Source organism: Natronosporangium hydrolyticum, assembly GCF_016925615.1.
GTDB classification, from domain to species: Bacteria; Actinomycetota; Actinomycetes; order Mycobacteriales; family Micromonosporaceae; genus Natronosporangium; species Natronosporangium hydrolyticum.
This window is the reverse complement of record NZ_CP070499.1, coordinates 1403784-1429412: the sequence shown is the minus strand read 5'-3', so window position 1 is coordinate 1429412 and position 25629 is coordinate 1403784. Positions and strand designations below refer to the sequence as shown.

Here is a 25629-nt window from a genome sequence, read left to right as displayed (position 1 = left end):
GGTATTCGCTTGTTCTATCAGGCCCGAGTTCTGTGAACAAGACCTCAGCGGGCGTTCACCCAGAAGATCCTGCTTATAGCGGCTCGCCATCGGCTGAACGGCGGACATCCGAACGCCACTGTTCATCAGCGTTCACACACACGATACAACCTTGGGCGTTCGTAGCTCCACCATGAACGAGGCTTTTTCAGGATTTTCCGGCTCTCGCCATCTTTGAGGCTAGATACTCGGCCTATGTCGGCACTACGACGGGTCGGGTGCGCTGCCGTACTACTGCTCGCCGCGCTGCTGGTGCCGGCGACCCCCGCAGCCGCCGAACCGGCCCATACGTCGATCTTCATCGAACTGAACCCGAGCACCGTGCAGGCGGGGGTACAGATCGAGATCCGAGCCAGCTGCGCCGGCCACCCGAAACCCGCCACCGTCCGCTCCCGGGCCTTCGGAGACATCACCCTGGCGGCCCACCATGAGGACGAACTCCGCGGCAGCGTCACCGTGCCCACCGGCACCCGCGCCGGCGAGTACCGGGTCGATCTTCGCTGCGGCGATGGCTCCCGCGCCCGTACCGACCTGGTGGTGCTGGAGATGAAACGGCCGACCCGCGGCCCGGAGACCGGCGGCGGCGGCGCCGCCGGTGAGCAGCTGACCCCACCGGTGCTGCTCGCCGGCGCTGGCGCCGCCGTACTCGCCGCCGGGGCTGCGCTGCTGCTGCGGCAGCGCCGGCGGACCGGGTAGCCGCCGGTGTCCCGGCGCGGCATGGTGGCGGCGGTGCTGCTGCTGATCGGGGTGTTCACGCTGGGCATCGCGCTCAGTCAGCTGCGCCTGCCGCTGCCCGACTGGGCCACCAGCAGCACCCCACCGGCGGGCAACGCGCTCTCCCCCAGTGACCCGGTGGGGTTGGTGATCCCGACACTGGCGGTGCGGGCGCCGGTCCATGCGGTGGGCATCGACGAGCACGGCGGCATCGAAGCCCCGGCGATGCACCGGGCCGACGAGACCGGCTGGTACGCGGCAGGGCCCACCCCCGGTCAGCACGGTGCGGCGGTGATCGTGGGCCACGTCGACGACAACTACGGGCCGGCGGTCTTCCATGAGCTGGAACGGCTCCGCACCGGTGACCGGATCGAGGTCTCGCGGCAGGACGGCAGCGTCGCCGCCTTCGAGGTGACCGACGTGCGCAGCTTCGACAAGACCGCGCTGCCGCCGGAGGTGTACGGCGACTTCAGCGCCCCGGAACTGCGGTTGATCACCTGCGGTGGGCGCTGGGACGACAGCCTGGGCTACCCCGAGAACCTGGTGGTCTACGCGACCCTGGTCGAGTGATCGGCGCTCAGAGCACCGGGACGGGCGGGGTGAGGAACGCTTCCCACCGGGGGTCCGGGGCGCGGTGGCCGAGCACCCGCCAGGCGGCCCCGCGCGGCACCGACGGCACGGTGTGCAGCCGCCAGCCGAGCTCGGCGGGCGTACGGTCGCCCTTGCGGTGGTTGCACTTGGCGCACGCCGCGACCACGTTCTCCCAGGCGTGCCGGCCGCCGCGGCTGCGCGGCATGATGTGGTCGACTGTCTCGGCGGCTGCCCGGCAGTACGCGCAGCGGCCACCGTCCCGGGCGAATACCCCCCGGCGCGACAGCCCCACCTGCGAACGGTATGGAACCCGGACAAAACGGGTCAGTTTAACGACGGAGGGGACGGGGATCGCACGCCGGGCGGAGTGCAAGATACCGTCTCCGTCGGCGACACAGATCGCCTTAGCGGACAAGATCAGGATGGCGGCCCGCCGCACTGACACGACTCCCAGCGGCTCGTACGTGGCGTTGAGGATCAACGCAGCCGAGTGCGCTGGGCTTCGTATCTCAGGCATCGCAGGTCCGCCCCTTCCTCGGCGGCGCACCCGCCGTACCGCAATAATCCCCGATCCGACGAGTTTTCGCACCTACTTATGCTGTCGAACTGGTGAACCCGCCGAGACTGGAGCACCTCGTGGAACCGATGCTCGCCCAGGCCCCGCTGCCGGACTGCCTGGAGGACAACCGCCTCTGCCGATGGCTGTGGGAGCTCAGCGGCCAGGTCTGGGTCGCCGAAGGCGGCACCGCCGCGGTGCTACCACTCCGGATCGCGCTGATCGTGCTGATGGCGATCATCTTCCGGTGGCTGCTGCGCCGCGCGGTCAACCGGCTCGTCCGCCGGACCAGCAACGGCAACGTGCCGACGCTGCTGCGACCACTGCCCGAACGGGTCCGCACCACCGTGCATGAGGCGACCACCCTGATCTCGCCCGAGCGGCGCCGGCAACGGGCCGAGGCGATCGGCTCGGTGCTGCGCAGCGCGGTCACCATCGCCATCTTCGGCATCGCCGGTCTGTTGATCCTCAGCGAGCTCGACCTGCACCTGGGGCCGCTACTCGCCGGCGCCGGCATCGTCGGGGTGGCGCTCGGTTTCGGTGCCCAGTCGCTCGTCAAGGACCTGCTCGCCGGCCTGTTCATGCTGCTTGAGGACCAGTACGGGGTGGGTGACCTGGTCGATGTCGGCGAGGCCAGCGGCACCGTGGAGGCGGTCGGGCTACGGATCACCACGCTGCGGGATCTCAACGGCGTCTTCTGGTACGTCCCGAACGGCGAGATTCGCCGAGTGGGCAACCGAAGCCAGGGATCGGCGACGGTCGTCGTCGACATGCCGATTGGGTTCGCGCCGATGGCGGCGGCCGCCGAGGCGCTGCGGCAGGGCGCACAGCGCCTCGCCGACGATGTGGAGTTGCGTGGTCAGTTGGTCGAACCGCCGGAGGTGCTCGGCGTCGATCAGGTGACAGTAGAGGGCGCGGTGGTCCGAACCATCGTCAAGACCACTCCGGACGCCCAGTGGCAGATCGGTCGTGAGCTGCGCAGACGGCAGACCGAAGCGTTGGAGGAAGCGGGCTTGGCGGAGAAGATCCTCGCCGCCAGGGTCTACCCACGAGACCCGGGCGGCGCCGGCAATCAACCATAGGATCATGCTCGGCTATCCACCTAGGGCACCCTAACGTCCGTTAGCACTGGCGCGTTGTCATTCGATCGGGCAGAATCCCTGGCACAACCGCTTCACTACGCGAAGTGATCAGTGAAAGGTTCCTGGGGTGTCCGACGATCGTCCGTCCGAACGGAAGGTCACGTTCGGCGAAGTGTTCGCCATCGGCGAGTATCGCGCGCTCTTCGCCTCCACCCAGCTCGCCTGGCTCGGCGAATACATGGCGAAGGCCGCGGTGATGGCGCTGGTCTTCGCGCAGACCGGCTCGGTGGCGATGTCGGCGGCGGCGTTCGCGATCTCCTTCGCCCCCTGGCTGCTCGGCGGCCCGTTCCTGGCCACCCTCGCCGAACGGTATCGATACCGCTCGGTGATGGTGGTCTGCGACGTGATCCGGGCCGGGCTGATCGCGCTGGTCGCCCTGCCGGGGATGCCGCTGCCGGCGATGCTGCTGCTGGTCTTCCTGGTGGCGCTCGCGGCGCCGCCCGGTCAGGCGGCCCGCTCGGCCACCCTGCCGCTGGTGCTCACCGGCGAGCGGGTCGTGCTCGGATTGGCGATCAACCAGAGCAGCGGCCAGGCCACCCAGGTCCTCGGCTACTTCGCGGGCGCGGTGATAGCGATCATCGACCCCCGCGGGGCGCTGCTGATCAACGCGGCGGCCTTCATACTCTCCGCGATCATCCTCCGGTTCGGCGTAAAGGATCGCCCCCCGCAGATGCGGGCCGAACACCGCAGCCACCTGCTGCGGGAGACCGGGGAAGGGTTCAAGCTCGTCTTCGGCACCCCGGCCCTGCGGGTGATCGCGCTGTTGGTCTTCACCGCCATGCTCTTCTCGATGATCCCCGAAGGGCTGGCGATCGGCTGGGCCAGCGAACTCGCCGAGGGCGAAGAGACCCGGCAGGGGTTCTATCAAGGCTTGATCATGGTCGCCAACCCGATCGGGTTCGCCCTCGGGGTGCTGCTGGTGGCCCGGTTGCTGCTACCCACCACCCGCCGCCGGCTGGTGCCGCTGCTCGCGGTGCTCGGCCCGCTGGCGCTGGTGCCGGCGCTGTTCAACCCGCAGATCGCCGTCGTACTCCTGATGGCCATGGTCAGTGGCCTGGCGATGGCGGGTATGTTGCCCACCCTGAACGGGATGTTCGTCCAGGCCCTGCCGAACGGCTTCCGGGCCCGCGCCTTCGGGGTGATGAACTCGGGCATGCAGGCCATCCAGGGGTTTTCGGTGCTCGCCGCCGGTGCGCTGGTGGGCGTCTTCGGCAACCAGCGGCTGCCGATGGTGGTCGGGTTCTGGTGCCTGGTCGGTGTTTTGATCATGGTCTTCTTCGCGGCCCGGTGGCCGAAACCAGCGTTCTTCGAGGCGGCGATCGCCCGTACCGAAGCGATCAACCAGGCGGCCGCAGCCGAGCAGGCCGCCACGGCAGACCAAGCGACCGCGGCCGAGCCGCGCCCCGCGGCGGACCACGCGGCCGAGCCGCCAGCCGACGGCGCCACCGCGGACCCGGAGCCCGCCTCGCCCGCTGCCGGGGTGCCGCGGCAGCCGGCCGGCCCGGAGCAGGTGGGGCCGTCGGCGAATGAAGCTGGCACCATGGAGCGGTGACCGTTCCGATTCCGGTGGGCGGCGTGCCCGACGCCGGCTCCTTCTACGATCTGGTCGGCGGCGAGCCGACCTTCCGCAAGCTGGTGACCGAGTTCTACGCTGGTGTCGCCAATGACCCGTTGCTGCGTCCGCTTTACCCGGAAGAGGATCTGGGCCCGGCGGCGGAGCGGCTGACCCTGTTTCTGATCCAGTACTGGGGCGGCCCCACCACATACTCGCAGCAGCGGGGGCACCCCCGGCTGCGGATGCGGCACGCGCCATTCCGGATCGGCACCGCCGAACGCGACGCCTGGCTGCACCACATGCGCCGGGCGATGGACACGCTCGATCTGCCTACCGAGCAGGACGAGAAGCTGTGGGGATATCTTCGCCACGCCGCCCAGTTCCTGGTCAACAGCCCGGACCAGAGCGAGCCGCTGCCCGACTGACGCCGGCCCGGTCTCCTGCCCCGTCCCATTCTTGATCATCCGGCACCGCCGCAGGCCAGGTGGTGTTGCCGGCACGTTTGTTCTGCGCACCTATACGACTCTGTTGGGCAATTCGGTTCTGGCGGGGTTTCCCCAGCCCGATTTGATGATCTCGGAGTGGGGCGGGCGGGTGTAGGTCCCGTTTCGTGGCCTACGAGAGCTGCTAGCACAAACGGTGCGGTGCCGGCCGGGTGGGGACGGCGCCGCGCCGCTGCCCGGACCCGCCTCGATCCCGCGAGGGCCGCCACAGTGCTGAGGGCGCCGCGACTGGCTCCCAGGTCAGAAGCGTCCACCCGCCGGTCGGCCGGTGTTGACCGGGCGCCGTTGTCCAGGGGTTCGCCGCCGGAACCCGGCCGGCACCGGCCCGGCGCCGGCCGGGCGCTGCTCCGTTTGTGCTCGCAGGTCTCGTAGGCCACGAAGCGACCCGCCCTCTACACAAGTCAAGATCATCAACTGGGATAGGAAGAGTTCGCCAGAACTGAATTGGCCAGCGCGGGCGCATGGGACTCTGCTGGCTAATTAAGACAAGCCTGTGAACTGGCAATCTGCTGCCACCAGGCTAGTCTAGTGTGGACGCTGGCCGAACCCACCCCTCGACCTACCGGGCGAGCGGCATCGCGGCCGTGCCGACAGTGGCCAAGGTCAACGGGCTAGGACCTGGTCCAGCCAGTCGAAGACCCGCTGGTCGTACCGGGTCCGATTGAGCAGCTCACAGTGCATATCGGCACCCTCGGCCTGGCTGAACCGCACCAGCCGCCGCTCCCCGACCAACTGGTCGTAGGTGGCCGGGCCACCGGCGGCCAGCGGATCGTGCTCGGCGACCGTGATCAGCGTCGGGCAACGGATCTGCGACACCCGCCCCGCCAGGGTGAACGGCGCGACCGCCGCCAGGTAGCCGGCCAGGTCGGTGACGCCGTGCGCCCAGAACCCCCGCTGCTGGATCTTCCAGCGCTGCCCCCGGTCCTGCTCGATCGCGGCCGCGACCGGTCGCAACACCGATTCGCTGAGCTGAGGGAAGTGCTCCAGCGCCGAGTCCGGGACGCCGGCCGCCCGCAGCGCCCCGATCATCGGAGTGGCGATGCTGTATAGCCCGGGGTCGGCGACGCAGGCAGCGAGGCGCGGTTCGCCGCTGGCCGCCCGCAGCGCGAGGTAGCCACCAAGACTCCAGCCGACCAGCGCGACCCGGTCCGGGTCGATGCCGTCACCTCCGATCACGGCGTCGAGCACGGCAGCCACCACGGTCTCCCAGTCCGGCCGCAGCGGCACCCCCTGCTCGTACAGCACCGCCCCCTGCCCGGGACCATCGAAGATCAGGCAGTGGTAGCCGCGGCGCACCGCCGGGACCGCATGCGCGAAGTACATCTCGTGGAGAGTGGCGTCGTACCCGTTCGTCGCCACCAGCAGCGGCCGGCGACCGGGCAGCGGGCTCCGGCACAGGTACGCCGGCAGCCTGGCTCCCTCGAACGGGATCCCGATCGGTTCCGGGGGTGGGTCCAGGTGCGCCACCGCCCGGCTGAACGCGTTCCGCTGCCGGTCGAAGGCCGAGCGCAGCCGCTCGTCGACCGGTGGCCCGCCGAAGAGCGGGTGGTAGCCGATTCCGTAGTAGAGGGCACCGATCAGATACGCCTCCCGGGCGCTGACCGAGCGGCCCGCTTCGGCGGCGGTGTCCCCGGTCGCCACCAGCCGGTCGGCCGCCCCGGTCCACTGCTCGTACCAGGAGTCGTCGTCGCCGTCCCGGATCCGGGCGCAGATGGCGCGGACCTCCCCGGGCTCGCCGCCACCATGCGAGATCAGCCCAAGCCCCAAACCGGTCGCGAACTCCTCATGCAACGGATCGTCGAAGAACCACCCCACACCGATGTCCCTTTCATCCCGTTACATCCAGTATAGGCACCTTCCGCCGATCATGAGCGTGTTTACAGACTCGCCAGGCGTTTCTGCTAACACGCTCATGATCGGCCGGGCGGCCGGGCGGCCGGGCGGCGGGGCGGCGGGCCCGGCGGGCCGGCCCGCCGGGCGGGGGTCACACTGGGCGGTACTGGGCGGCGAAGGGGCAGTCGAACGGGTCGGCGTACCCGAGCCCAACGCGGTTGAGGTAGCCGACGACGATCCCGTACGCGGCGGCCAGCCCGGTTTCGGTGTAGGGGATGTCAAGCTCAGCGCAGAGCCGCCGGACGGTCGGCTGTGCCCGGCGCAGGTTCATGCTCGGCATCCGCGGAAACAAGTGATGCTCAATCTGGAAGTTCAGGCCGCCCATGCCCCAGGTCAACCACCGACCGCCCCGGATGTTGCGAGAGGTCAACACCTGCCGGCGCAGGAAATCCATGGTGACCTCTTTGCCGAGCAACGGCATCCCCTTATGGTTAGGCGCGAAGCTGGCACCCATGTAGACCCCGAAGGTGGCGAGCTGGATCGCCAGGAACGCCAGCCCCAGCGCCGGCCCGAGTAGGACGATCACCAGCGCCGGGAATCCGAGCAGCCGAACGCAGATCAGCGCCGCCTCGGTTGCCCGGTGTTTTACACCGCGCTGACCGACGATGGTCCGGACGGCGCCCACGTGCAGATTGAGCCCTTCCAAGGTCAACATCGGGAAGAAGAGCCACCCCTGGCGGCGGGTGATCCACCCGAGCAGGCCGGTACGGGCGGGCGCGTCGGCGGGGTCGAAGACGAGCGCGCCGGTGGCGATGTCGCCGTCCTTGCCGATGGTGTTGGGGTGGGCGTGATGCTTGCTGTGTTTGCGGCTCCACCACCCATGGCTTAGTCCGACGACCAGGTTGCCGACGATCCGGGAGAACCACTCGTTGCGCCGCCCCGAGGCGAAGACTTGGTGGTGCGCGGCGTCGTGGCCGAGGAACGCGGTCTGGGTCAACAGCACGCCGACGAAGACCGCGACCGCGAGTTGCCAGGGGCTGCGTCCGAGCGTGAACAGCAGCACGCCAGCGGTGGCGAAGCCGGCCACCAAAAGGCCGGCGCGGCCGGCGTACCAGCCGAGTCGGCGGTTCATCAGGCCGTCGTCCTTCACCTGCCGGGAGAGTTCGAGAAAGCTCGCAGCGGAGGGGTTCCGGGGGGATCGGGACGGGGAGACAGTCGAGGTGGCTGACCCGGGATCGATGGACATAAGCAAGATTCTCCGAATACACTGTACGTCGCTTCTGCGTCGAACCGCAGCAAGCGCCGCTTGAACTGCAAGTACACTGTCTATCTGACCTAGGACAGTCAACCCCCAACCGGTTCGTGGGACGGGGCATCTGTCGTAGCACAGATCGAGAGAGAGGGGGCTGCCGTGCCCGGTCCGACCGAGCCGCCGTACGCCCGCATCGCCGCCGAGCTGAGCAGGCGGATCGCCGATCGGGAGCTCACCCCGGGTGACAAGGTCCCGTCCACTCGTCATATCGCCCGGGAATTTGGTGTGGCACTCGCCACAGCAACGAAGGCACTTGAGGTCCTCCGCGCCGATGGCCTGGTCGTCACCCGTCCGCGTTCCGGCACGGTGGTGGCGCCCCGCCACGGCTATCGTACGCCGGGTGAGGCCGGGGGCGAACTCGACCGTGACCAGGTGGTACGCGAGGCGATCGCGATCGCCGACGCGGACGGGCTCAAAGGGGTCTCGATGCGGGCGGTGGCCGGCCGGTGTTCGGCGGCGCCGATGTCGCTCTACCGCTTCGTCGACAGCAAGGACGAACTGCTGAGCGCGATGGCCGACCGGGTCTACCGGGCGATGCCGCTCGCCGAGGAGGTGGCCGGCTCGTGGCGGTCGCGGATCGAGGAACTGAGCCGGGCGCTGTGGCGGGTGCACCGGGCTCATCCGTGGCTGGGTCAGATCCAGCCGCTGACCCGGCCGCTACCGCTGCCCGGCCTGCTCACGGTGACCGACCGCATCTTGGGTGCGCTCGCCGACCTCGGCTTGCCGCCGAAGCTGCGGTTCGACGTGCAGGTGCTGCTGTACAACCACATTGTCGGCCTGTCCGCCAACTTCGAGCGGGAAGCCGAGGCCGCCTCGCAGACCGGCATCTCCGCGGAGGAGTGGGCCGACCTGCAGTATCTACCGCGCACCGGCGACCCCGAGTTCATGTCGGGCGTCCCGCACTTCGCCGAGATCTTCGGCCACTTCGGTTCGCTGCCCGGCTACGACCTGGACCTGGACGACCTGTTCGAGCTCGGCCTGGAACTCCTGCTCGACGGCGTCGAGGCGGTAGCCCGACGGCGGCCCGCCCAGTAGCGGCCCGTCAACTACCCTGAGCGGCTCCCCCGGTCAGCGGCGCGGCGGCTGCGAGCCGCCGAGGCCCGCCCGGCGCAGCGCGTCCGCGAGCGCGGTGTCCGGCGGCGCGCTCTGCTGACCCCCGCCACCCTGCCGGCCGCCACTCTGCCGACCACCGCCACCCTGCCGGCCGCCCGACTGTCGCTGCCGGCCAGGCTGACCGCCGCCGCGGCCCCGGCCGCCGGCGTCCTGACCGTCGCCGCTCTCCTGACCCGCGGTCACCTCGTCGTCGAGCCGCAGCGTGAGCGAGATCCGGGCGCGCGCGACGTCGACGTCGAGCACCTTCACCTTCACCACGTCGCCCGGCTTGACCACCTCGCGCGGGTCCTTCACGAACTGCTTCGACATCGCCGAGACGTGCACCAGGCCGTCCTGGTGCACCCCGACGTCGACGAAGGCGCCGAACGCCGCGACGTTGGTGACCGAGCCCTCCAGCACCATGCCGGGCTTGAGATCTGCGACCTTCTCTACTCCGTCGGCGAACTCCGCCGTGCGGAAGGCGGGTCGCGGGTCGCGACCGGGTTTGTCCAGCTCGGCCAGGATGTCGGTGACGGTCGGCAGCCCGAACGCGTCGTCGACGAACTCCTGCGGCTTCAGCTTGCGCAATACCGCGGTGTTGCCGATCAGCTGCTGCACCTCGCAGTTGGTGACGGCGCTGATCCGCCGCACCACCGGGTACGCCTCCGGATGGACCGCGGAGGCGTCGAGCGGGTCGTCGCCGCCGGTGACCCGCAGGAAGCCGGCGCACTGCTCGAATGCCTTGGGCCCCAGCCTCGGCACCGCGGCGAGCGCCTTCCGGGATCGGAAGGCGCCGTTGGTGTCGCGATGCGCCACGATCCCCTCGGCCAGCCCAGCGCTGACCCCGGAGACCCGGGCCAGCAGCGGGGCGGAGGCGGTGTTGAGATCCACCCCGACCGCGTTCACACAGTCTTCCACCACCGCGTCGAGCGAGCGGGAGAGCTTGGTCTCGGTGATGTCATGTTGGTATTGCCCGACCCCGATCGACTTCGGGTCGATCTTGACTAGCTCAGCGAGCGGGTCCTGCAGCCGCCGGGCGATCGAGACCGCCCCGCGCAGCGACACGTCCAGATCCGGCAACTCCCGGGAGGCGTACGAGGAGGCGGAGTAGACCGACGCCCCCGCCTCGGAGACCATCACCTTGGTCAGGTTTGCCTGCGGAAGCCCTTTGACCAGGTCACCGGCGAGCTTGTCGGTCTCCCGGGAGGCGGTGCCGTTGCCGATCGCGATCAGCTCGACCTGATGTTCCTGGACCAACCGGGCAAGCGTCGCCAGCGACTCCTGCCAGCGGTTCTGCGGCTGGTGCGGGTAGACCGCCTCGGTCGCCACCACCCGGCCGGTAGCGTCGAGCACCGCCACCTTCACCCCGGTCCGGTACGCCGGGTCCAGGCCCATCGTGGGCCGGCTGCCCGCCGGCGCGGCCAGCAGCAGGTCGCGCAGGTTGGCGGCGAAGACCCGGACGGCTTCGTCCTCGGCAGCCTGCCGCAGCCGCAGCCGCACATCCACCGACAGCCGGACCAGGACCCGGGTACGCCACGCCAGCCGAACCGAGTCCGCGAGCCACCGGTCGGCGGGACGCCCCTGGTCGGAGATGTCGAAATGGCGGGCGATCTCCCGCTCGTAGCTGGTCGGCCCGGCCGGCGCCTCGTCCGGCACCTCCTCCGGCTGCAGGGTCAGCTCCAGCGCCTCTTCTTTCTCACCCCGGAACAGCGCCAGGATCCGGTGCGAGGGCAGGCTGGTGAACGGCTCCTGAAAATCGAAGTAGTCGGCGAACTTGGCCCCGGCCTGCTCCTGGCCATCTTTGACCTTGGCGACCAACTGGCCCTGCTCCCACATCCGCTCCCGCAGCCCACCGATCAGGTCCGCATCTTCGGCGAAACGTTCGATCAGGATCGAACGGGCCCCGTCGAGGGCGGCGGTGGCGTCGGCCACCCCCTTCTCGGTGTCGACGTACCCGGCGGCGAGCGAGGCTGGCTCCTGCCCGGGGTCGGCGAGCAGCGCGTCGGCCAGCGGCTCCAGCCCGGCCTCGATCGCGATCTGCGCCTTGGTCCGCCGCTTGGGCTTATACGGCAGGTAGATGTCCTCCAGCCGGGCCTTGGTCTCGGCCGCCATCAGCTGGTTGAGCAGCTCGTCGGTGAGTTTGCCCTGCTCCCGGATGGAGGCCACGACCGCCTCCCGCCGCTCGTCCAGCTCCCGCAGGTAGCCGAGGCGTTCTTCCAGCGTACGCAGTTGGGCGTCGTCGAGGCCGCCGGTGGCTTCCTTGCGGTAGCGGGCGACGAACGGCACGGTGGCGCCCCCATCGAGCAGCGCGACCGCCGCCGCCACCTGCCGTTCCGGGACGGACAACTCCTCGGCGATCCGCTGCGGCACGGACTTGGGCGGGCTCGCTACCGTCACGATTCTGGCTCCAAACACGACTGACACGACCGGTGGCCGGCGATCGCCGCCGAGCGGCCATCACCGGACCGCCGCACAGTCTATTGGTGCCGACCGACACAAGGGGCACGGCACTCGCCCGATCCCAGCCGGAATGTCTCGGAAACCGGGTTGCCCCTCGGCGACTTTGCTTGCATACTTGCACAAGTGAGCAAAGATAGCCTCGAGGGCGGCGACCTCGGAACAGTCCTGTCCCACCACCTCTTCCGAGCGCTCGGGGATCCGACCCGGGTCCGATTGCTCGACCTGCTGGCCGAGCGTTGTCGCGCCTGCTCCGTCTCGGAGCTGGCCGAGTGCCTCGACGTAGACCTGTCCGTGGTCTCCCGGCACCTGGCGCTGCTGCGCGCAGCCGGCGTACTGAAGGCGACCAAGGCGGGCCGCTCCGTGCTCTACGAAGTCCAGTTCGACGCCGTCGCCGAGGTCCTCCGCGGCATCGCCGACGCGCTGGAACGTGCCCGCGACGACTTTCACGGCCACGACACGTGTGCCGCCACCGCTACCGAAGGAGAAGACCGATGACCCTCACCACCACCGCAGAGCCAGTCACGGCCGGGCCGCCGGCGAAGACACCCACCGTCGGCCGGTTGAGCGTCGAGTACTGGACGGTCGCCATGGACGGTCAGGACTCCTGCGGCTCCTGCGATGCCACCCTCACCGCGGTGACCGACGCGATCGACGCCGTCCGGCCGGTCGCCGAACGACTCGGCCTCGCCATCGAGGTCGCGCCGCGGGCCGTGAGCACATGGGCCGAGGCGCTGCAGCACAGGATCGTCGCGTCGCCCACCATCCGCGCCGAGGGCCTCGAACTGACTCCGTCGCATCAGGACGAGTCGGAGACCCGGCAATGGCACTGGCGCGGCGGAGAAACCGCCTCGACCCCGTTCCCGGCGGTGGTGGACCTCCTGGTGCAGGCGTTGGCCGCCCGCAGCCGAGCGGTAAGTGACTACCTGACCAACGGTGGGCCCGCTCCGTATGTCCGCCGCTACCTGCAGACTGCTCCGGCCGCCGAGCCGTCGGCGACCGGAGCAGCATCCTGCGGCACCAGTTCCGGATGCGGCTGAGTTACCGCGCTCCCGACGCGACCCCGGCGGTCTGGGGATGGGTCTGGTGGCTCTGACCGCCACTCCCATCCCCAGACCGCGCCCGCCCTAGGCACCGGACTAACTGAGCAACGCCGCGGCCAGTAGGCTGCCGACCGCCAGCCAGAGTGCGGGCACAATTCCGTCGGTGAACGCCTGCGGCGGCGCTGACTGCCGGGTCGGCGACCAGAGCGAACCAGCCGAGCCCGGCCGCCATGGTCAGGAATCCAGTGATGACGAACGGCCGCCCGCCGTTGGTCGGTGAGCGCCCCGAGCAACGGCGTTACCAGCAGCGGGCGCGGCGGTCCAGGGAAGCATCCGCAGGCCTGCCTGCTGCGGCGAGTAACCTTGGACGATCTGTAGGAACTGGGTCAGCAGGAAGATCGATCCGAACGCACCTCAGGCCAGGTTCGAGGAGCGGGGGTAGGCGTCGGCCGGGTCGGTCAGTACGTTCACCAGGTACGGCACCCCGGCGTCGAACGCCCGGCGCAGCGCGGGACCAAGCTCCGAAGGCTTCGACACCGTCTCCCCCGCGCCGCCCAGCGCCGCCACCACCTGGTCGTAGCGCAGGCCGGGCTGCAGGTCGGCGGCGACGTCGTAGCCGTACAGCGCCTGCATCGGATGCTTCTCCAGCCCCCACACCCCGTTGTTGCCGACCACCATCACCACCGGCAACCCTTGCCGGACCAGCGACTCCGCGTCCAGCAGCGAGAACCCGGCGGCGCCATCGCCGAGCAGGACGCAGATCTGCCGGTCCGGGTGGGTGACCCGGGCGCCCATCGCATACCCCATGCCGGTGCCGAGGCAGCCGTACGGGCCGGGGTCGAGCCAGCTGCCGGGGGTGGCCGGGGTCAGGTACCGGCCGGCGTAGGAGACGAAGTCGCCGCCGTCGCAGATGGTGACCGCGTCCGGGTCGAGCACCTTGCGCAGCTCCCCGTAGACCCGAGCCGGTTTGATCGGGTCGGTGTCGGCCGCCATCTCCTCGGCGTGTTTCACCTCGGCCGTCTCCTCGGCGGCTCGCAGCTCGGCCAACCAGCCGTTCCGGTCCCGGCCGCCGCTGTGGTCGGCGAGCGCGGTCAGGATCAGCCGCAGGTCGCCGACGGGCGCGGCAGCCACCGAGACGTGCTCGGCGCGCTGCGAGGGCGCGTCCACGATGTGAATCACCTGCGCGGCGCCGAAGTCGCCGAAGCCGAGTCGAAAGTCGAGCGGGGTCCCCACCACAACGACCAGGTCTGCGCCGGCGAAGGCCGGCCGCCTAGCCTTCGAGAAAGCCTGCGGATGCCCCGGCGGCAGCGCGCCACGCCCCATGCCGTTGGTGAAGACCGGCACCTTCGCCGCCTCGGCCAACTCCCGCAACGCCGCGACCGCGTCACCAGTGTACACATCGGAGCCTGCTAGGATCACCGGACGCTCGGCCCCGGCGAGCAGCGCCGCTGCTTTCGCCAACTCGGCCGGGTCCGGCTCGATCACCGGCACCGGTGCCGCCTCGGGTGCCGGCCCCGCACCGGTCGAGAAGATCACCTCGAGTGGCGCGTCCACGAAGGCCGGTCCCCGGTGCGGGGTGAGCGCGACCCGCAGCGCCTCGACGATGGTCGTCGGGACCTCCTCGACCGAGGGCGCCGTGGCTGCGTACTTGGTGACCGGTGCGACGATCGGCAGGTGGTCGATCTCCTGCAGGCTGCCGGCGCCCCACCGGAACTGCGGCGCCCTGCCGGCCAGCACCAGCACCGGGGAGCCGTTGAAGGAGGCGCTGGCCAGGCCGGAGATGCCGTTGGTCACGCCGGGGCCGGCGGTGAGCACCGCCACGCCGGGTCGCCGCTGCAGCTTCGCCACCGCTTCGGCGGCGAAGACCGCGGTCTGCTCATGCCGCACGTCGTAGATCGGCACCCCGGTGGTGTGCGCCGCGTCGTAGACCGGGAAGACGTGCCCGCCGGAGAGGGTGAAGATCTCTTCGACGCCGTACGCCCGCAGCGCCGCCAGCGCCAGCGCTCCGCCATGCCCTTCGATCTGCTCTCCCATCCGCGCAGCCTACCCGGTCACCGGAGGGTGGAGCCGGCGAAGCCCGCCGTGGAGATCTTGGAGAGTTGTCGTTCTATATGAACAACAAGTCTCCAAGATCCCAGTGGGGTGGCGGGCATCCCGGACACTCGGTAGGTGGCCAATCACTGGCGGATACCGGGGCCGGAAGCCGGCGAACTCGAATGGCTCATCTTTGAGCAGTCTGGAGTGCTCACGCACGCCCAAGCGGTTCGCCACCTCTCCCCCGGCCGGGTTCGGGGGCGGGTAAGCAGTGGCCGCTGGCGCAGCCTCGCCCGGGGCATCCTGCTGACCAGCAACGGCGACCTCACCCGGCCACAGCAGCTCTGGGCTGCCGTCCTAGCGGCAGGGCCGGGGGCGGTGCTGGCGGGAGCCACTGCCGCGACCGAAGGTGGCGTCCGAGGACTCCGGAACGACCCGATCCATGTGCTAATTCCGGCTCAGCGACGGCGGGCGACCACCCTCCCCCGGCTGCCGCCGGACATGGCCGGCGTGGCGGTCCACCGCACCACGCTGCTGCCAGCCGCGCATCTGCAACGGGGCCGACCGACCCGGACAAGCCTGCCGAGGGCGGTGGCGGACGCCGTCGCCTGGGCCCGAACCTCAGACGAAGGCCGGGTGGTGCTCGCGTCGGCGTTTCAGCAGCGTCGGGTCACCCTCGCCGAGGTCCAGGCGGTGCTCTCCGAGCTGCCCCGCTCCAAGCGGCGGGCGCTGGCCGTGGAGACGATCGGCGATCTGGCGGGCGGCTCGGAGTCGCTGGCCGAGATCGACCTGGTCCGGCTGTGTCGACGTTACCGGCTGCCGCTGCCGGAACGGCAGCAACGCCGCCGGGACCAGTCCGGCCGGCTCCGGTTTCTGGACGCGTACTGGCCCCGGTGGGCCCTGCAGGTCGAAGTGGACGGTGCGCATCATCTTGAGGTACGCCACTGGGAGGCGGACATGCGCCGCCAGAATGACGTCTGGGTCCGCGGCGATCGGATTCTCCGCTTCTCGGCGTACCAGATCCGGCACCGTCCGGCTGAGGTCGCCGAACAGATCGCTCGGGCGCTCGCGGCGGCCGGGTGGGAGGCTACTCCCCGGTGAAGTGGGGTGGCCGCTTCTCGACGAACGCCGCCATCCCTTCACGCTTGTCCGCGGTCGCGAACAGGCCGGCGAAGAGCTGGCTCTCCCAGGCCAGCCCGGCGGCGAGATCCATCGACAGGCCACCGTCGATCGCCAGCTTCGCCGCCCGCAGCGCCTGCGCCGGGCCGCCGACGTACGGCCGGACCATGGCGACCGCCTGCTCGTAGACCTCGCCGGCCGGCGCTGCCCGGTCGGCGAGCCCGATCGCCAACGCCTCGTCCGACTCGACCATCCGACCGGAGAAGATCAGCTCTTTGGCGCGGGCCGGGCCGACCAGCCGGGCCAGCCGCTGGGTGCCGCCGGCGCCCGGGATCACCCCCAGCTTGATCTCCGGCTGGCCCAGCTTGGCGTCGTCGGCGACCACCCGCCAGTCGCAGGCCAGCGCAAGCTCGCAGCCGCCGCCGAGCGCGAACCCGGTCACCGCCGCCACCACCGGCTTCGGGATCCGGGCCACGGCATCGAAGGCGCTGGAGAGGGCCCCGGCCCGGGCGGACATCGCCGCGTACGACATGTCGGCCATCTCCTTGATGTCGGCGCCGGCGGCGAAGACCTTCTCGCCGCCGTACACCACCACGGCGGCGACCTCCGGCGACGCCGTGGCCTGCGCCGCGGCCGCTCGGATGCCTTCCTGGACCTCGGTGTTCAGGGCGTTCATCGGTGGCCGGGCCAACCGGATGGTGCCGATGCCGTCGTGGATCTCCAGCCGTACGGGGTCGCTCACGCTCGCCTCCTCAGATCGTGAATGTGGCGTCCGGACAGCCTATGCGACAGCTGATCAGCGACCGTTAGGCTGTTTCGGGTCATGCCTCCTCTTCTCGCTACCTCATGATCGTTTACTACCAGGACCCGGCTGTCCAGGTGACCTCCACCGCCATCGAAGTGGACGGCCGGCGCTACCGGCTCGACCAGGTACGGCGGGTGTGGTTCGAGCGGGACCAGCGGTCGTGGCGGGAGATCGTCGGCCGGGGCGGCTGGAGCCTCACCTACGTGCTGCCGCTGATCGGCGCCCTGCTCGGGTTCGTGGCCGCCTTCACGCTCGACGTCTCGTTCGGCACCCGGATCACGATCGCCGCCGCGTCGGTGCTGCTCGGCGTGCTGGGCATCGGGCCACTGTGGGACCCGGTGCTGAGCAAGCTGGACGACTCATTCGACCGGGGCCTCTACCGGCATGAGCTGTGGGTGGAGCACAACGGGGTGGCGGTGCGGCTGTTGGAGACCCGGGACGCGGCCCGGTTCGGCCGGATCTACCGGGCAGTTCAGCGCGCCGCGGGCGCCTGACCAGCCGGGTTCGGGCTGGTAGGGCTCGGCGGGCGGGGTGGGGCGGTAACCGCCAGCAGCTCCGACCAGACCGGGTGACCGGCTCCCGGCACGCCCCGGACTCGCCGCATGGCGCGGTCGTGCCGCTCCGCGTGCACCGCCGCCAAATACTCCCAGCCGGCCGTGCCGGCCGGCGGCGGCGGGCTGGTCGCCTGGGCGATCTCCCGCGCCAACTGCTCGCCCAACCGGCTGCGGGCCGGCTCGGCGAGCGACCGCGTCCGGCCCAGAAAGTGCCGCACCGTGAGCGCCAACTCGTCGTCGACCCGGGAGAGGTCCAGGGTGGCGGCCCAGATCGCCATCCGGGGCGGCATCGCCGGCAGCCATTGCCCGGTGGGGGGAGTTCGCTCGTGGATCACGAAGGTCCCGGCGGCGTGGTCGCCGAGCCGTTTACTGCGCGGATGCGTGGTCATCAACAGCACGCTGAGGATCCAACCGCCGAACGGCAGCACCACCGCGGGGAACTCCACCGCCACCCCGACCAGGGTCCGGGTGAAGCTGTGCCGGAAACCCACCGGTCCGCCGTCGTCGCGTACCACCCGGAGCCCCAGCGCGAGCTTGCCGAGGGTCCGCCCACGGGTGAGCGTGAGCATGGCGGTGGGGTAACCGACGAAGACCACCACCGTGATCACGATCGCCATCGCCTGCCAGAGCGGCCACTCGGCCAACCCCAGGCTAGCCAGCAGCAGCAGCACGAAGACGCCCAGCAGCTGCAGCGTCAGCCACAGCAACACCTGCGCGAACAGGTCGACCAGGAGCGCGAGGGCCCGGGAGGCGGGTCGGGCGACCCGGATCTCCATCGCGACTGCGTCCCCGGTCATCACCGACACCGCCGCCCCCTCCCGCCGTGACGCTCTCGCGGCCATTGTCTCGCATCGGTACCCTGCTGGGGCGCGCACCATCGCCGGCCGGTCGCTACCGTGCCGCGGGACCGGGAGGAGACCGGGTGGACCTGGACGCCTTCGTCACCGCTCACAGCGGCGAGTGGCGCCGGCTGCAGCAGCTGACGCGCAAGCCCCGCCGCCGGTTGACCCCGGCCGAGATCGACGAGCTGGTGGCGCTGCATCACCGGGCCGCCACCCACCTGTCCACGGTGCGCAGCCAGGCACCGGATCCGGCGGTGGTGGCGCGGCTGTCGCAGCTGGTCTTCGCGTCCCGGGCGGCGTTGACCCCGACACGGCGGCTGGCGCCGGCCGATGTCGCCAGGTTCTTCCTGGTGACCTTTCCGGGTGAGGTCTTCCGGACCGCCCGCTGGTCGCTCGGCGTGGCGGCGGCGTTCGTGGCGCTCAGTGGGGTCCGGATGGCGACCGTCGCCGCCGATCCGGGCCGCTTCTTCGCCGCCCCGGCGCTGCAGGAGCTGGTGGATCACCGGTTCGAGGATTACTACAGCACCTACCAACCGCAGAATTTCACAGTCGGGGTGTGGACCAACAACGCGTACCTAGCCGCGATCTGTCTGGCCGGCGGCATCCTGATCTTCCCGGTGTTGCTGCTGCTCTGGTATAACGCCGAGAACCTCGGGCTGGTCGGCGGCGCGATGCTCGGTAGTGGCCGCGGCGACCTGTTCTTCCAACTGTTGCTGATCCACGGGCTGCTGGAGCTCACCGCCATCTTCATCGCCGCCGGGGTGGGGCTGCGGATCGGCTGGGCCTGGATCGCCCCTGGCGCCGACTGGAGCCGGACCGAGGCGGTGGGCGCCCGTGGCCGGGCCGGGATGGCGGTGGCGCTGGGGTTGGTGCCGGTGCTGTTCGTCAGCGCCTTGGTGGAGGCGTTCATAACGCCGGCGCCGTGGCCGATCGAGCTGCGGTTGGCGATCGGGACGCTGGTGTGGCTCGGATTCGTGGCCTACGTCTGGTGGTTCGGGGCGGCGGCGGTCCGGGGCGGGGCGAGCAGCGACGTAGACCGGTTCGACCGGCCCGCCGCCGTCCCCGCGAGCAGCTGACCACTGTGTCGCGGTCGTCGCCCCAGCGGCACATCGCCCCACACCGGCCCAGGCAGAGCCGGGACATATCCGGGCAACCTATCTGTTCGGCCGATGCGGCTTGACTAAACCGACCATGGTGAGCAACCGTTAAGCTGGCGACCGACCACGGGGGAGCCGGCATTGCCGGCAGTACGGACATGTCTCGCAACCCTGGTGGGAGGGCCGATGCCGCTCATAAGCGATTCCCCTACGCCACTCTGGCCTCGGCCAACGGGACCTGCCCACGCCCCGCCCACCCGGCTGGTCTCGCCGGTGCTGGTCGGGCGCGAACCACAGCTCGCGGAGCTCCGGAAAGCCGCCCGCCAGCCACCCGCAGTCGTGCTCATCGAGGGCGAGGCCGGGGTAGGCAAGACCCGACTGATCAAGGAATGGCTCGCCGAACCGGAGCTGCGCGGCACCGCCGTGCTCACCGGCCAGTGCAGCCCGCTGCGCGAGCCGCTCCCGTTCGGCCCGGTCATCGAGGCGCTGGCCGACGCGGGCAGATACCTGCCGGAGTCGACGCCGCTCTCGCCCGTCACCGGGGCGCTCCGGCCGTTGCTGCCCGAACTGGCCGATCGGCTCCCGCCGCCGCTGGCGCCGCTCGGCGACCGACGGCAGGAGCGGCACCGGGTCTTCCGCGGTCTGCGCGATCTGCTCGCCGGCCTGGGGCCGGCGGTGCTGGTCCTTGATGACCTGCACTGGCTCGACAGCGGCACCCGAGAGCTACTGCGGTTCCTCGCCGACCGGCTGCCGGAGCACCTACGACTGGTGCTGAGCTACCGCCGCGAAGACCTGGCCGACCCCGACGCCCCCACCATCGTGCTCCCCGCGGCCTGCTCCCCGCTGCGGCTAGCCCTCACGCCGCTCACCGTCGACCAGGTCGCCGAACTCGTCGCCGCCGTCGACTATCCCGCCCCCACTGGCGGGTTCGCCGAGTACCTGCACGCCCAGACCATGGGGCTACCGCTCGCGGTCGAGGAGTCGCTCGGGCTACTCCGGGACCGGCAACGGCGAGCCACCGATCCAGCGCTGGTGCCGCTACCGGATGCGCTGACCGTCCCCACGGCGCTGCGCGACGCCCTGCTGGAGCGGTCGAGCCGGCTCAGCCGCTCCGCCCGGCGGCTGCTGTACGCCGCGGCCATCTTGACCAACCCGGCGACCGAGGGCACCCTGTGCCGGGTAGCCGGCGTCACCGCCCGTCACTGCCCCGCCGCGCTCGCGGAGCTGATCGGCCGCGGGCTCCTGGGCCCGGGCCCGGGTGATCGGTACGGCTTCCGGCACGGCCTCGCCCGCCAGGCGGTCCACGATTCACTCTCCGAGCCGACGCGACGCGCGCTGCACCGCCGCGCCGTCGCCGCCCTGATGAATCTGGATCCGCGCCCGCTCGGGCAACTGGCCCATCATTGTCGGCACGCCGGCCTGCACACCGAGTGGCAACACTACGCCGAGGCCGCCGCCGACCAGGCGATCGACCTCGGCGACGATGAGACCGCCGCGCAATTGCTGCAGGAGGTGGTGGCCCGGGCCGACCTGGACCTCGACGCCCGGGTACGGATCGCGCTCAAGCTCGGGCAGGCGGCGCTGACCGGGCTGAACCACAGCGAAGCCATCACTATCCTCCGCCACACCCTCGCCGAGGCCGACCTCCCCACCGCAGCCCGCGGCGAACTCCGGCTCTACCTTGGGGTGCTGCTCCGCAATCAGGTACGGCAGACCGAGGCGGGCCGGGCCGAGCTGGAGCAGGCGGTCGACGAACTCAGCCACCGTCCCGAGTTGGCGGCCCGGGCGATGGCGAGCCTCGGCGCCCCGTACCTGACCGACCGGCAGCAGCTTCCGGACCATCTGCGGTGGTTGGCCCGGGCCGGCGAGACCGCAGCGCACGCTAGCGACTCGGACGTGACCGCGGTAGTGGTCGCCAACCGGGCCGCGGCGCTGATCTCCACCGGCGACCCGGCCGGCTGGCGCCTGCTCGACGCTGAGGCGCAGCCGCTGCTCTATGTCAACGGTGCTTGGGCCGCGGTCTGCGTCGGGCGGTACGCCGACGCGCACATGCTGCTGGACGCCGCCGGCCGGTTGGTGACCGACTCGCCCGGCAGCTACCTCGGCTGCGCCCTGACCGGCACCGCCCTGATGCACGACCTGGCGACCGGGCAGTGGGAAGGGCTCTCGGCCCGTGCCCGCCAGGTAGCGGCGGAGAACGCCGACGTTCCCGCGGTCGCCGCCGAGGCGAGGCTGGTGCTGGGCAGTCTCGCCATGGCCACCGGCGACCTGCGCGCCGCCCGCGACCATCTCGGACAGTGCGCCGGTTCGATCCCGGTCGCGGTGGCGGGCCACGGCGGGCTGGCCCGGCTGGCCACCGTCGAGGGTGATTGGCGGCGGGGTTACCACCAGATCAGCCGGGGCCTGGCGCTGGTACGGGACAAAGGGGCCTGGTGCTGGGCGGCGGAGCTGCTGCCCATCGCGGTAACCGTCGTCGCCCGGGCCGGCAACGGCCACCGGGCGGCCGAGAAGCTACTGGCGGAGGTGGCCGAGGGGCTCGCTGGCCGGGAGACGCCGCTGGCGGACGTGGCGCTACTCGCCGGCCGGGCGCTAGCCGCCGAGGCCGCCGGCGAGCTGGCGACCGCCGCGCAACAGCACGCGGAGGCTGCCCGCGGGTACGACGCGCTCCCCCGACCGTACGCGGCGGCGCTCGCCTACGAGGCGCAGGGCCGGTGTCTCGTGGCGCTGGGGGCGGACGGCGATGCCCCGCTCGCTGAGGCGGTGCGCCGGTTCGAGTCGCTGCGGGCGAGCTGGGACCTCGGCCGCTGTCGGCAGCTGTTGCGAAGCCTCGGCGGCCGGCTGCCCCACCGCCGCGGCCGCCGCGGGTACGGCGGCCAGCTCTCCCCCCGGGAGGAGGAGGTGGTCCGCCTTGTCCGTAGTGGATTGACTAATCGTGAGGTGGCCGAGGCGCTGTTCCTGTCACCGCGGACGGTGGAGGCGCACGTGGCCCGGGTCCTCCGCAAGCTCGGCCTGCCCTCCCGGCGGACGCTCACCGAGAGCGGGCCGGACGCTGACGGATAGCGCCCGGCCCGCGGTACGGTATGCCGGGCTACGGCACCGGCACCGACTGGGTGAGCGAGTCGCTCTCACCATCGGCGTTGGCCACCGTCAGCGTCACACTGTAGGTACCCGCAGAGCTGTAGAACCTCGTTGTGGACTGCCCGGCACCGGTGCCGCCGTCCCCGAAGTCCCAGCTGTAGCTGGTGATGTCGCCAGTGGACGCGCTCGCGTCGAAGGAACACCACCAGATGATCAGGAATCCGCCGCAGGAGTGGCTGAACTGTGCCTCCAGCGACGGTGGGTCACCGGGGTCGCCCGGGTCACCGGGGTCACCCGGGTCGCCACCGGTCGCGGCGGTCACCGCGGCGAGCGCGTCGAGCCGGCCCTGACCGAACACGTTGTTGTTGTCATCGGTGCCGCCGCACTGACTGTTCGCGGTGCTCTGGGCGGTGGTGTCCAGGACCTCCCGGGTACCGTCGATGTCCCCGTGCAGGTCGGGCGCGGCCGACCACACCAACGCGACCAGCCCGGCCGCGTGCGGGCTCGCCATCGAGGTACCGCTGAGGCTGGAGTAGCCGTTGGTCGGCACCGCGCTGCGGACGCTCACCCCGGGGGCCGAGGCGTTCGGCTTAACCACACTGCTGTCCATACCGGAGGCGCCCCGGCTGGAGAAGCTGGCGATGCTGTTGTTGACATCGTGGGCGCCGATCGCGTACGCCGGGATGTTGTCGCCAGGGGAGTTCGCGGTGTTGCAGGCTGGACCAGCGTTGCCGGCGGCGAACATGGGGAAGATACCGGCGCTGATCCAGGCGTCGATGGTCGCCTGGTACCAGGTGTCACCGCGACCGCCGCCCCAGGAGTTGTTGACAATGTCGGGGGCCATCGACGGGTCCGGATTGTTCCCGTCGACGTCGGTCGGCGCCACCATCCACTGCCCGGAGGCGAGCAGCGAAGCGCTCGAGCAGGAGCTGGATTCACAACCCTTGGCAGCGATCCACTGTGCCCCCGGCGCCACCCCGATCTGGTTGCTGCCCCCGTCGTCACCGACCATGGTGCCGGTGACGTGGGAGCCGTGGCCGTTGTTGTCACACGGCACCCCGGGCGTACACATGCCGGCCGGGTCGAACCAGTTGTAGTCGTGGCTGCCGGTGGCGGTGCCGCGGTACTGGTCGACCAGCGCCGGGTGGTCGTACTGGGCTCCGGTGTCGATGCTGGCCACGACCACCCCCTCACCGGTGATCCCGTCGGCCCACACCTGGTCGGCGTTGATGTTCGCTACGCCCCACTCGACCTGGTTGATCGCGGCTTCGGTGTCCGCTTCGATCGCCACCGGTTCGATCAGTGCGAAGTCGCGGTGCGGCTCGATCCGCGCCACGTCCGGGTGCTCGGACAACTCGGTCAGTAGCTCCCGATCCCCGGTCACCAGCAGGGTGTTGGCGATCCAGAAGCTCGTATACGGTGCCTCTGCGGCGTCGAGCGTGGCCCGCACGTCGACCTGGCTGCGTTCGGCCACTGTGGTTAGCTCGTCGTAGACGTAGCTAGCCTTGTCTACCTTGTTGTCGATGGTACGAGCCGCGGAGAGATCCGCGGACTCGGTCAGGTAGACGAAGAATTCCGTTACCTCGTCGGTCTCCAGTGCGGCGTAGACCTCGGGGTCTACGTTCGCTGGCGCGAACCCCGGGTTGGCGCTGGCGTGGGTGGTGCCAGCGGTCAACCCGGCGACGACGAGGCCGCTGGCGGCTCCCACCGCCAGTAGCCGGCGCCGAACGCCGGTTCGTCCACGCATCGGAACGTGGCTGCGCATGTGGCTTCCCCTCCTCGGGACGGACAGTGGGCACCCATCGGCTTGGGGCGCGTGGTCTGACGCGTCCTACCCGGCGGGCTCCCGATGTAGGGTCACCGTCGCCCGAAATAGACGAGCATGCAATCAGTAGTAACTACCTAAAAAATGCCGGTCGATGCGATCGAGGGCTCCGGAGTCACAGTCGGCCCGCGGCCTTTAGGTCAAGGTAGACATCGGCGACCGCGCTGGCGAAGCGTTCCGGTGGCGCGCTGACCACCGGTACCCCGTATCGGTCGAGCGCCCGGTGCAGCCGGTCCGACGTCGCCAAGGTCCGGGTCGCGGCCGCGGCGGTGTAGATGTCGGCCACCTCCCCCCGCTGCGCGGCGAGGGCGGGGACCGCCGGGTCGGCGACCGACGCAACCACCACCAGGTGGCGGGCGCGCAGCGACGGCAGCACCGGCAGCAGCCCGGCAGCGAACGCGGCCGGCTCGAGCGTAGTGAAGAGCACCACCAGGCAACGGCGGGGAGCGCGGGAGAGCACCTCCGCCGCCAACCGCCGGTAGTCGGTCTCGACGAGCGTCGGCGACAGCGTCGCCAGCCCGTCCATCAGCGCCGCCACCGTCGACCGGTGGCCCCCCTTGAGGCTGGCCCGCAGCTGCTGGTCCATCGCCAGCAGGTCGACCCGGTCGCCGGTCGTGACCGCCAGGTTGGCCAACAACAGGGCGGCGTCGATCCCGGCGTCCAACCGGGGTTCGTCACCGACCCGGGCGGCGCTGGTGCGGCCGGTGTCGAGTACGCACAGCACCCGCCGGTCCCGCTCCGGCCGCCAGGTCTTGACGGTCACATGTTCGGCCCGGGCGGTGGCGCGCCAGTCGATCGACCGGATGTCGTCGCCCACGACGTACTCGCGAAGCGAATCGAACTCGGTGCCGTGGCCCCGACCATGGGTGGTGCGCAGCCCCTGCAGCGCCCGCAGCCGCGAGAGCTTCTCCGGGAGCAGCCGCCGGGAATGGAACGGCGGCAACACCCGCAAGCTCCACTGCGGAGTGAGCCGCGCCGATCCCCGCCGGCTGGTCTGCCGGTACGCCAACCGAAGTGGGCCATAGGAACGGACCGTCACCCGGCCGGCCGGCCGTTCGCCCCGGCCCCGGGGGCGCAGCACGGTCGTCACGGTCAGCACCTCCCCCGGCGGGATCAGCACCGGCTCGGCCGGGGCGGGCGTGCTCGCCGCTCCGGCCGAGGGCACCCACGCGTCGCGCACCCGGCCGAAGACCGGCCGCACGCCGCGGTTGTGCAGCGTCAACGTCACGGTCGCCGACTCCCCGGACCGTACCCGGCGATCGCCGGCCCGAGTTGCCCGCAGCTGGCCCACCGCGCCCGCCAGCAGCAGGTCGCCGCCGATCGCCACTGCCGTCACCGCCACCGCCGCCAGCAGCCACCACCACGCCACCGGGGTAAACAGCCCCGGTGCGGCCAGCAACAGCAGCACCAACGGTGCTCGCAGCGTCAGCATCGGACG

At 70.9% G+C, this 25629-nt stretch carries 21 protein-coding genes; 12 read left to right on the top strand and 9 right to left on the bottom strand.

The features are described 5' to 3' along the window. Positions 1 to 234: 234 nt before the first annotated feature. Together JQS43_RS06540 and JQS43_RS06535 are read left to right on the top strand one after the other, a co-directional pair. Positions 235 to 735, top strand: coding sequence for a hypothetical protein (locus JQS43_RS06540; RefSeq protein WP_239678169.1), 501 nt, complete (start codon positions 235 to 237; stop codon positions 733 to 735). A 6-nt stretch (positions 736 to 741) separates the two neighbouring features. Beyond that, entirely contained in the window at positions 742 to 1323 is a 582-nt protein-coding gene (locus JQS43_RS06535; protein ID WP_239678168.1) for a class F sortase, read from the top strand. A 7-nt stretch (positions 1324 to 1330) separates the two neighbouring features. On the opposite strand, the gene JQS43_RS06530 is transcribed toward JQS43_RS06535, so the two are convergent. Next, the gene (locus JQS43_RS06530) at positions 1331 to 1861 is read right to left on the bottom strand and encodes an HNH endonuclease (protein WP_239678167.1); all 531 of its coding nucleotides are present in this window, start codon (positions 1859 to 1861) and stop codon (positions 1331 to 1333) included. A gap of 128 nt (positions 1862 to 1989) precedes the next feature. Between JQS43_RS06530 and JQS43_RS06525 the strand changes: the two genes are divergently transcribed. From JQS43_RS06525 to JQS43_RS06515, 3 genes are all read left to right on the top strand, one after another. Next, positions 1990 to 2982: a mechanosensitive ion channel family protein gene (locus JQS43_RS06525; RefSeq protein ID WP_239679335.1), complete on the top strand. Its 993-nt coding sequence runs from the start codon at positions 1990 to 1992 to the stop codon at positions 2980 to 2982. 127 nt (positions 2983 to 3109) lie between these two features. After that, positions 3110 to 4594: an MFS transporter gene (locus JQS43_RS06520; protein WP_239678166.1), complete on the top strand. Its 1485-nt coding sequence runs from the start codon at positions 3110 to 3112 to the stop codon at positions 4592 to 4594. Continuing rightward, positions 4591 to 5022 (top strand): globin, encoded by a 432-nt coding sequence (locus tag JQS43_RS06515; protein ID WP_239678165.1) that lies wholly within the window; start codon positions 4591 to 4593, stop codon positions 5020 to 5022. The genes JQS43_RS06520 and JQS43_RS06515 overlap by 4 nt, the downstream gene beginning before the upstream one ends. 681 nt (positions 5023 to 5703) lie before the next feature. On the opposite strand, the gene JQS43_RS06510 is transcribed toward JQS43_RS06515, so the two are convergent. After that, entirely contained in the window at positions 5704 to 6915 is a 1212-nt protein-coding gene (locus tag JQS43_RS06510; protein ID WP_239678164.1) for an alpha/beta hydrolase family protein, read from the bottom strand. Positions 6916 to 7084: 169 nt separating this feature from the next. Next, entirely contained in the window at positions 7085 to 8179 is a 1095-nt protein-coding gene (locus tag JQS43_RS06505; protein ID WP_239678163.1) for a fatty acid desaturase family protein, read from the bottom strand. Positions 8180 to 8344: 165 nt separating this feature from the next. Between JQS43_RS06505 and JQS43_RS06500 the strand changes: the two genes are divergently transcribed. Further along, the gene (locus JQS43_RS06500; protein ID WP_239678162.1) at positions 8345 to 9280 is read left to right on the top strand and encodes a GntR family transcriptional regulator; all 936 of its coding nucleotides are present in this window, start codon (positions 8345 to 8347) and stop codon (positions 9278 to 9280) included. A 33-nt stretch (positions 9281 to 9313) separates the two neighbouring features. On the opposite strand, the gene JQS43_RS06495 is transcribed toward JQS43_RS06500, so the two are convergent. Then, a complete protein-coding gene (locus JQS43_RS06495) occupies positions 9314 to 11734 on the bottom strand; it encodes a Tex family protein (protein WP_275581035.1) in 2421 nt (806 codons plus the stop codon). Positions 11735 to 11920: 186 nt separating this feature from the next. Between JQS43_RS06495 and JQS43_RS06490 the strand changes: the two genes are divergently transcribed. Both JQS43_RS06490 and JQS43_RS06485 read left to right on the top strand, forming a co-directional pair. Further along, positions 11921 to 12292, top strand: a complete 372-nt coding sequence (locus JQS43_RS06490; protein ID WP_239678161.1) for an ArsR/SmtB family transcription factor — start codon at positions 11921 to 11923, stop codon at positions 12290 to 12292. Further along, positions 12289 to 12834: a DUF2703 domain-containing protein gene (locus JQS43_RS06485; protein WP_239678160.1), complete on the top strand. Its 546-nt coding sequence runs from the start codon at positions 12289 to 12291 to the stop codon at positions 12832 to 12834. Before JQS43_RS06490 ends, JQS43_RS06485 begins: the two co-directional genes overlap by 4 nt. A gap of 417 nt (positions 12835 to 13251) precedes the next feature. On the opposite strand, the gene JQS43_RS06480 is transcribed toward JQS43_RS06485, so the two are convergent. Next, the gene (locus tag JQS43_RS06480) at positions 13252 to 14871 is read right to left on the bottom strand and encodes an acetolactate synthase (RefSeq protein WP_239678159.1); all 1620 of its coding nucleotides are present in this window, start codon (positions 14869 to 14871) and stop codon (positions 13252 to 13254) included. A 135-nt stretch (positions 14872 to 15006) separates the two neighbouring features. On the opposite strand from JQS43_RS06480, the gene JQS43_RS06475 reads away from it, so the two are divergent. Next, a complete protein-coding gene (locus JQS43_RS06475) occupies positions 15007 to 15972 on the top strand; it encodes an endonuclease domain-containing protein (RefSeq protein WP_239678158.1) in 966 nt (321 codons plus the stop codon). Here JQS43_RS06475 and JQS43_RS06470 read toward each other — a convergent pair. Then, on the bottom strand, positions 15959 to 16732 hold the full coding sequence (locus JQS43_RS06470) for an enoyl-CoA hydratase/isomerase family protein (RefSeq protein ID WP_239678157.1): 774 nt from the start codon (positions 16730 to 16732) through the stop codon (positions 15959 to 15961). The genes JQS43_RS06475 and JQS43_RS06470 overlap by 14 nt on opposite strands. A 104-nt stretch (positions 16733 to 16836) precedes the next feature. Between JQS43_RS06470 and JQS43_RS06465 the strand changes: the two genes are divergently transcribed. Beyond that, positions 16837 to 17289, top strand: coding sequence for a DUF6232 family protein (locus tag JQS43_RS06465; protein ID WP_239678156.1), 453 nt, complete (start codon positions 16837 to 16839; stop codon positions 17287 to 17289). On the opposite strand, the gene JQS43_RS06460 is transcribed toward JQS43_RS06465, so the two are convergent. Further along, positions 17268 to 18146, bottom strand: coding sequence for an RDD family protein (locus JQS43_RS06460; RefSeq protein ID WP_239678155.1), 879 nt, complete (start codon positions 18144 to 18146; stop codon positions 17268 to 17270). The genes JQS43_RS06465 and JQS43_RS06460 overlap by 22 nt on opposite strands. A gap of 125 nt (positions 18147 to 18271) precedes the next feature. Here JQS43_RS06460 and JQS43_RS06455 point away from each other — a divergent pair, with 125 nt between their 5' ends. Continuing rightward, positions 18272 to 19267: a stage II sporulation protein M gene (locus JQS43_RS06455; RefSeq protein ID WP_239678154.1), complete on the top strand. Its 996-nt coding sequence runs from the start codon at positions 18272 to 18274 to the stop codon at positions 19265 to 19267. Positions 19268 to 19561: 294 nt separating this feature from the next. After that, positions 19562 to 22348, top strand: coding sequence for an ATP-binding protein (locus tag JQS43_RS06450; RefSeq protein WP_239678153.1), 2787 nt, complete (start codon positions 19562 to 19564; stop codon positions 22346 to 22348). Between the two features lie 28 nt (positions 22349 to 22376). Here JQS43_RS06450 and JQS43_RS06445 read toward each other — a convergent pair whose 3' ends face one another. Both JQS43_RS06445 and JQS43_RS06440 read right to left on the bottom strand, forming a co-directional pair. Then, entirely contained in the window at positions 22377 to 24113 is a 1737-nt protein-coding gene (locus tag JQS43_RS06445) for a S8 family serine peptidase (RefSeq protein ID WP_239678152.1), read from the bottom strand. Between the two features lie 193 nt (positions 24114 to 24306). Beyond that, positions 24307 to 25623, bottom strand: a complete 1317-nt coding sequence (locus JQS43_RS06440; protein ID WP_239678151.1) for a DUF58 domain-containing protein — start codon at positions 25621 to 25623, stop codon at positions 24307 to 24309. Positions 25624 to 25629: the final 6 nt, after the last annotated feature.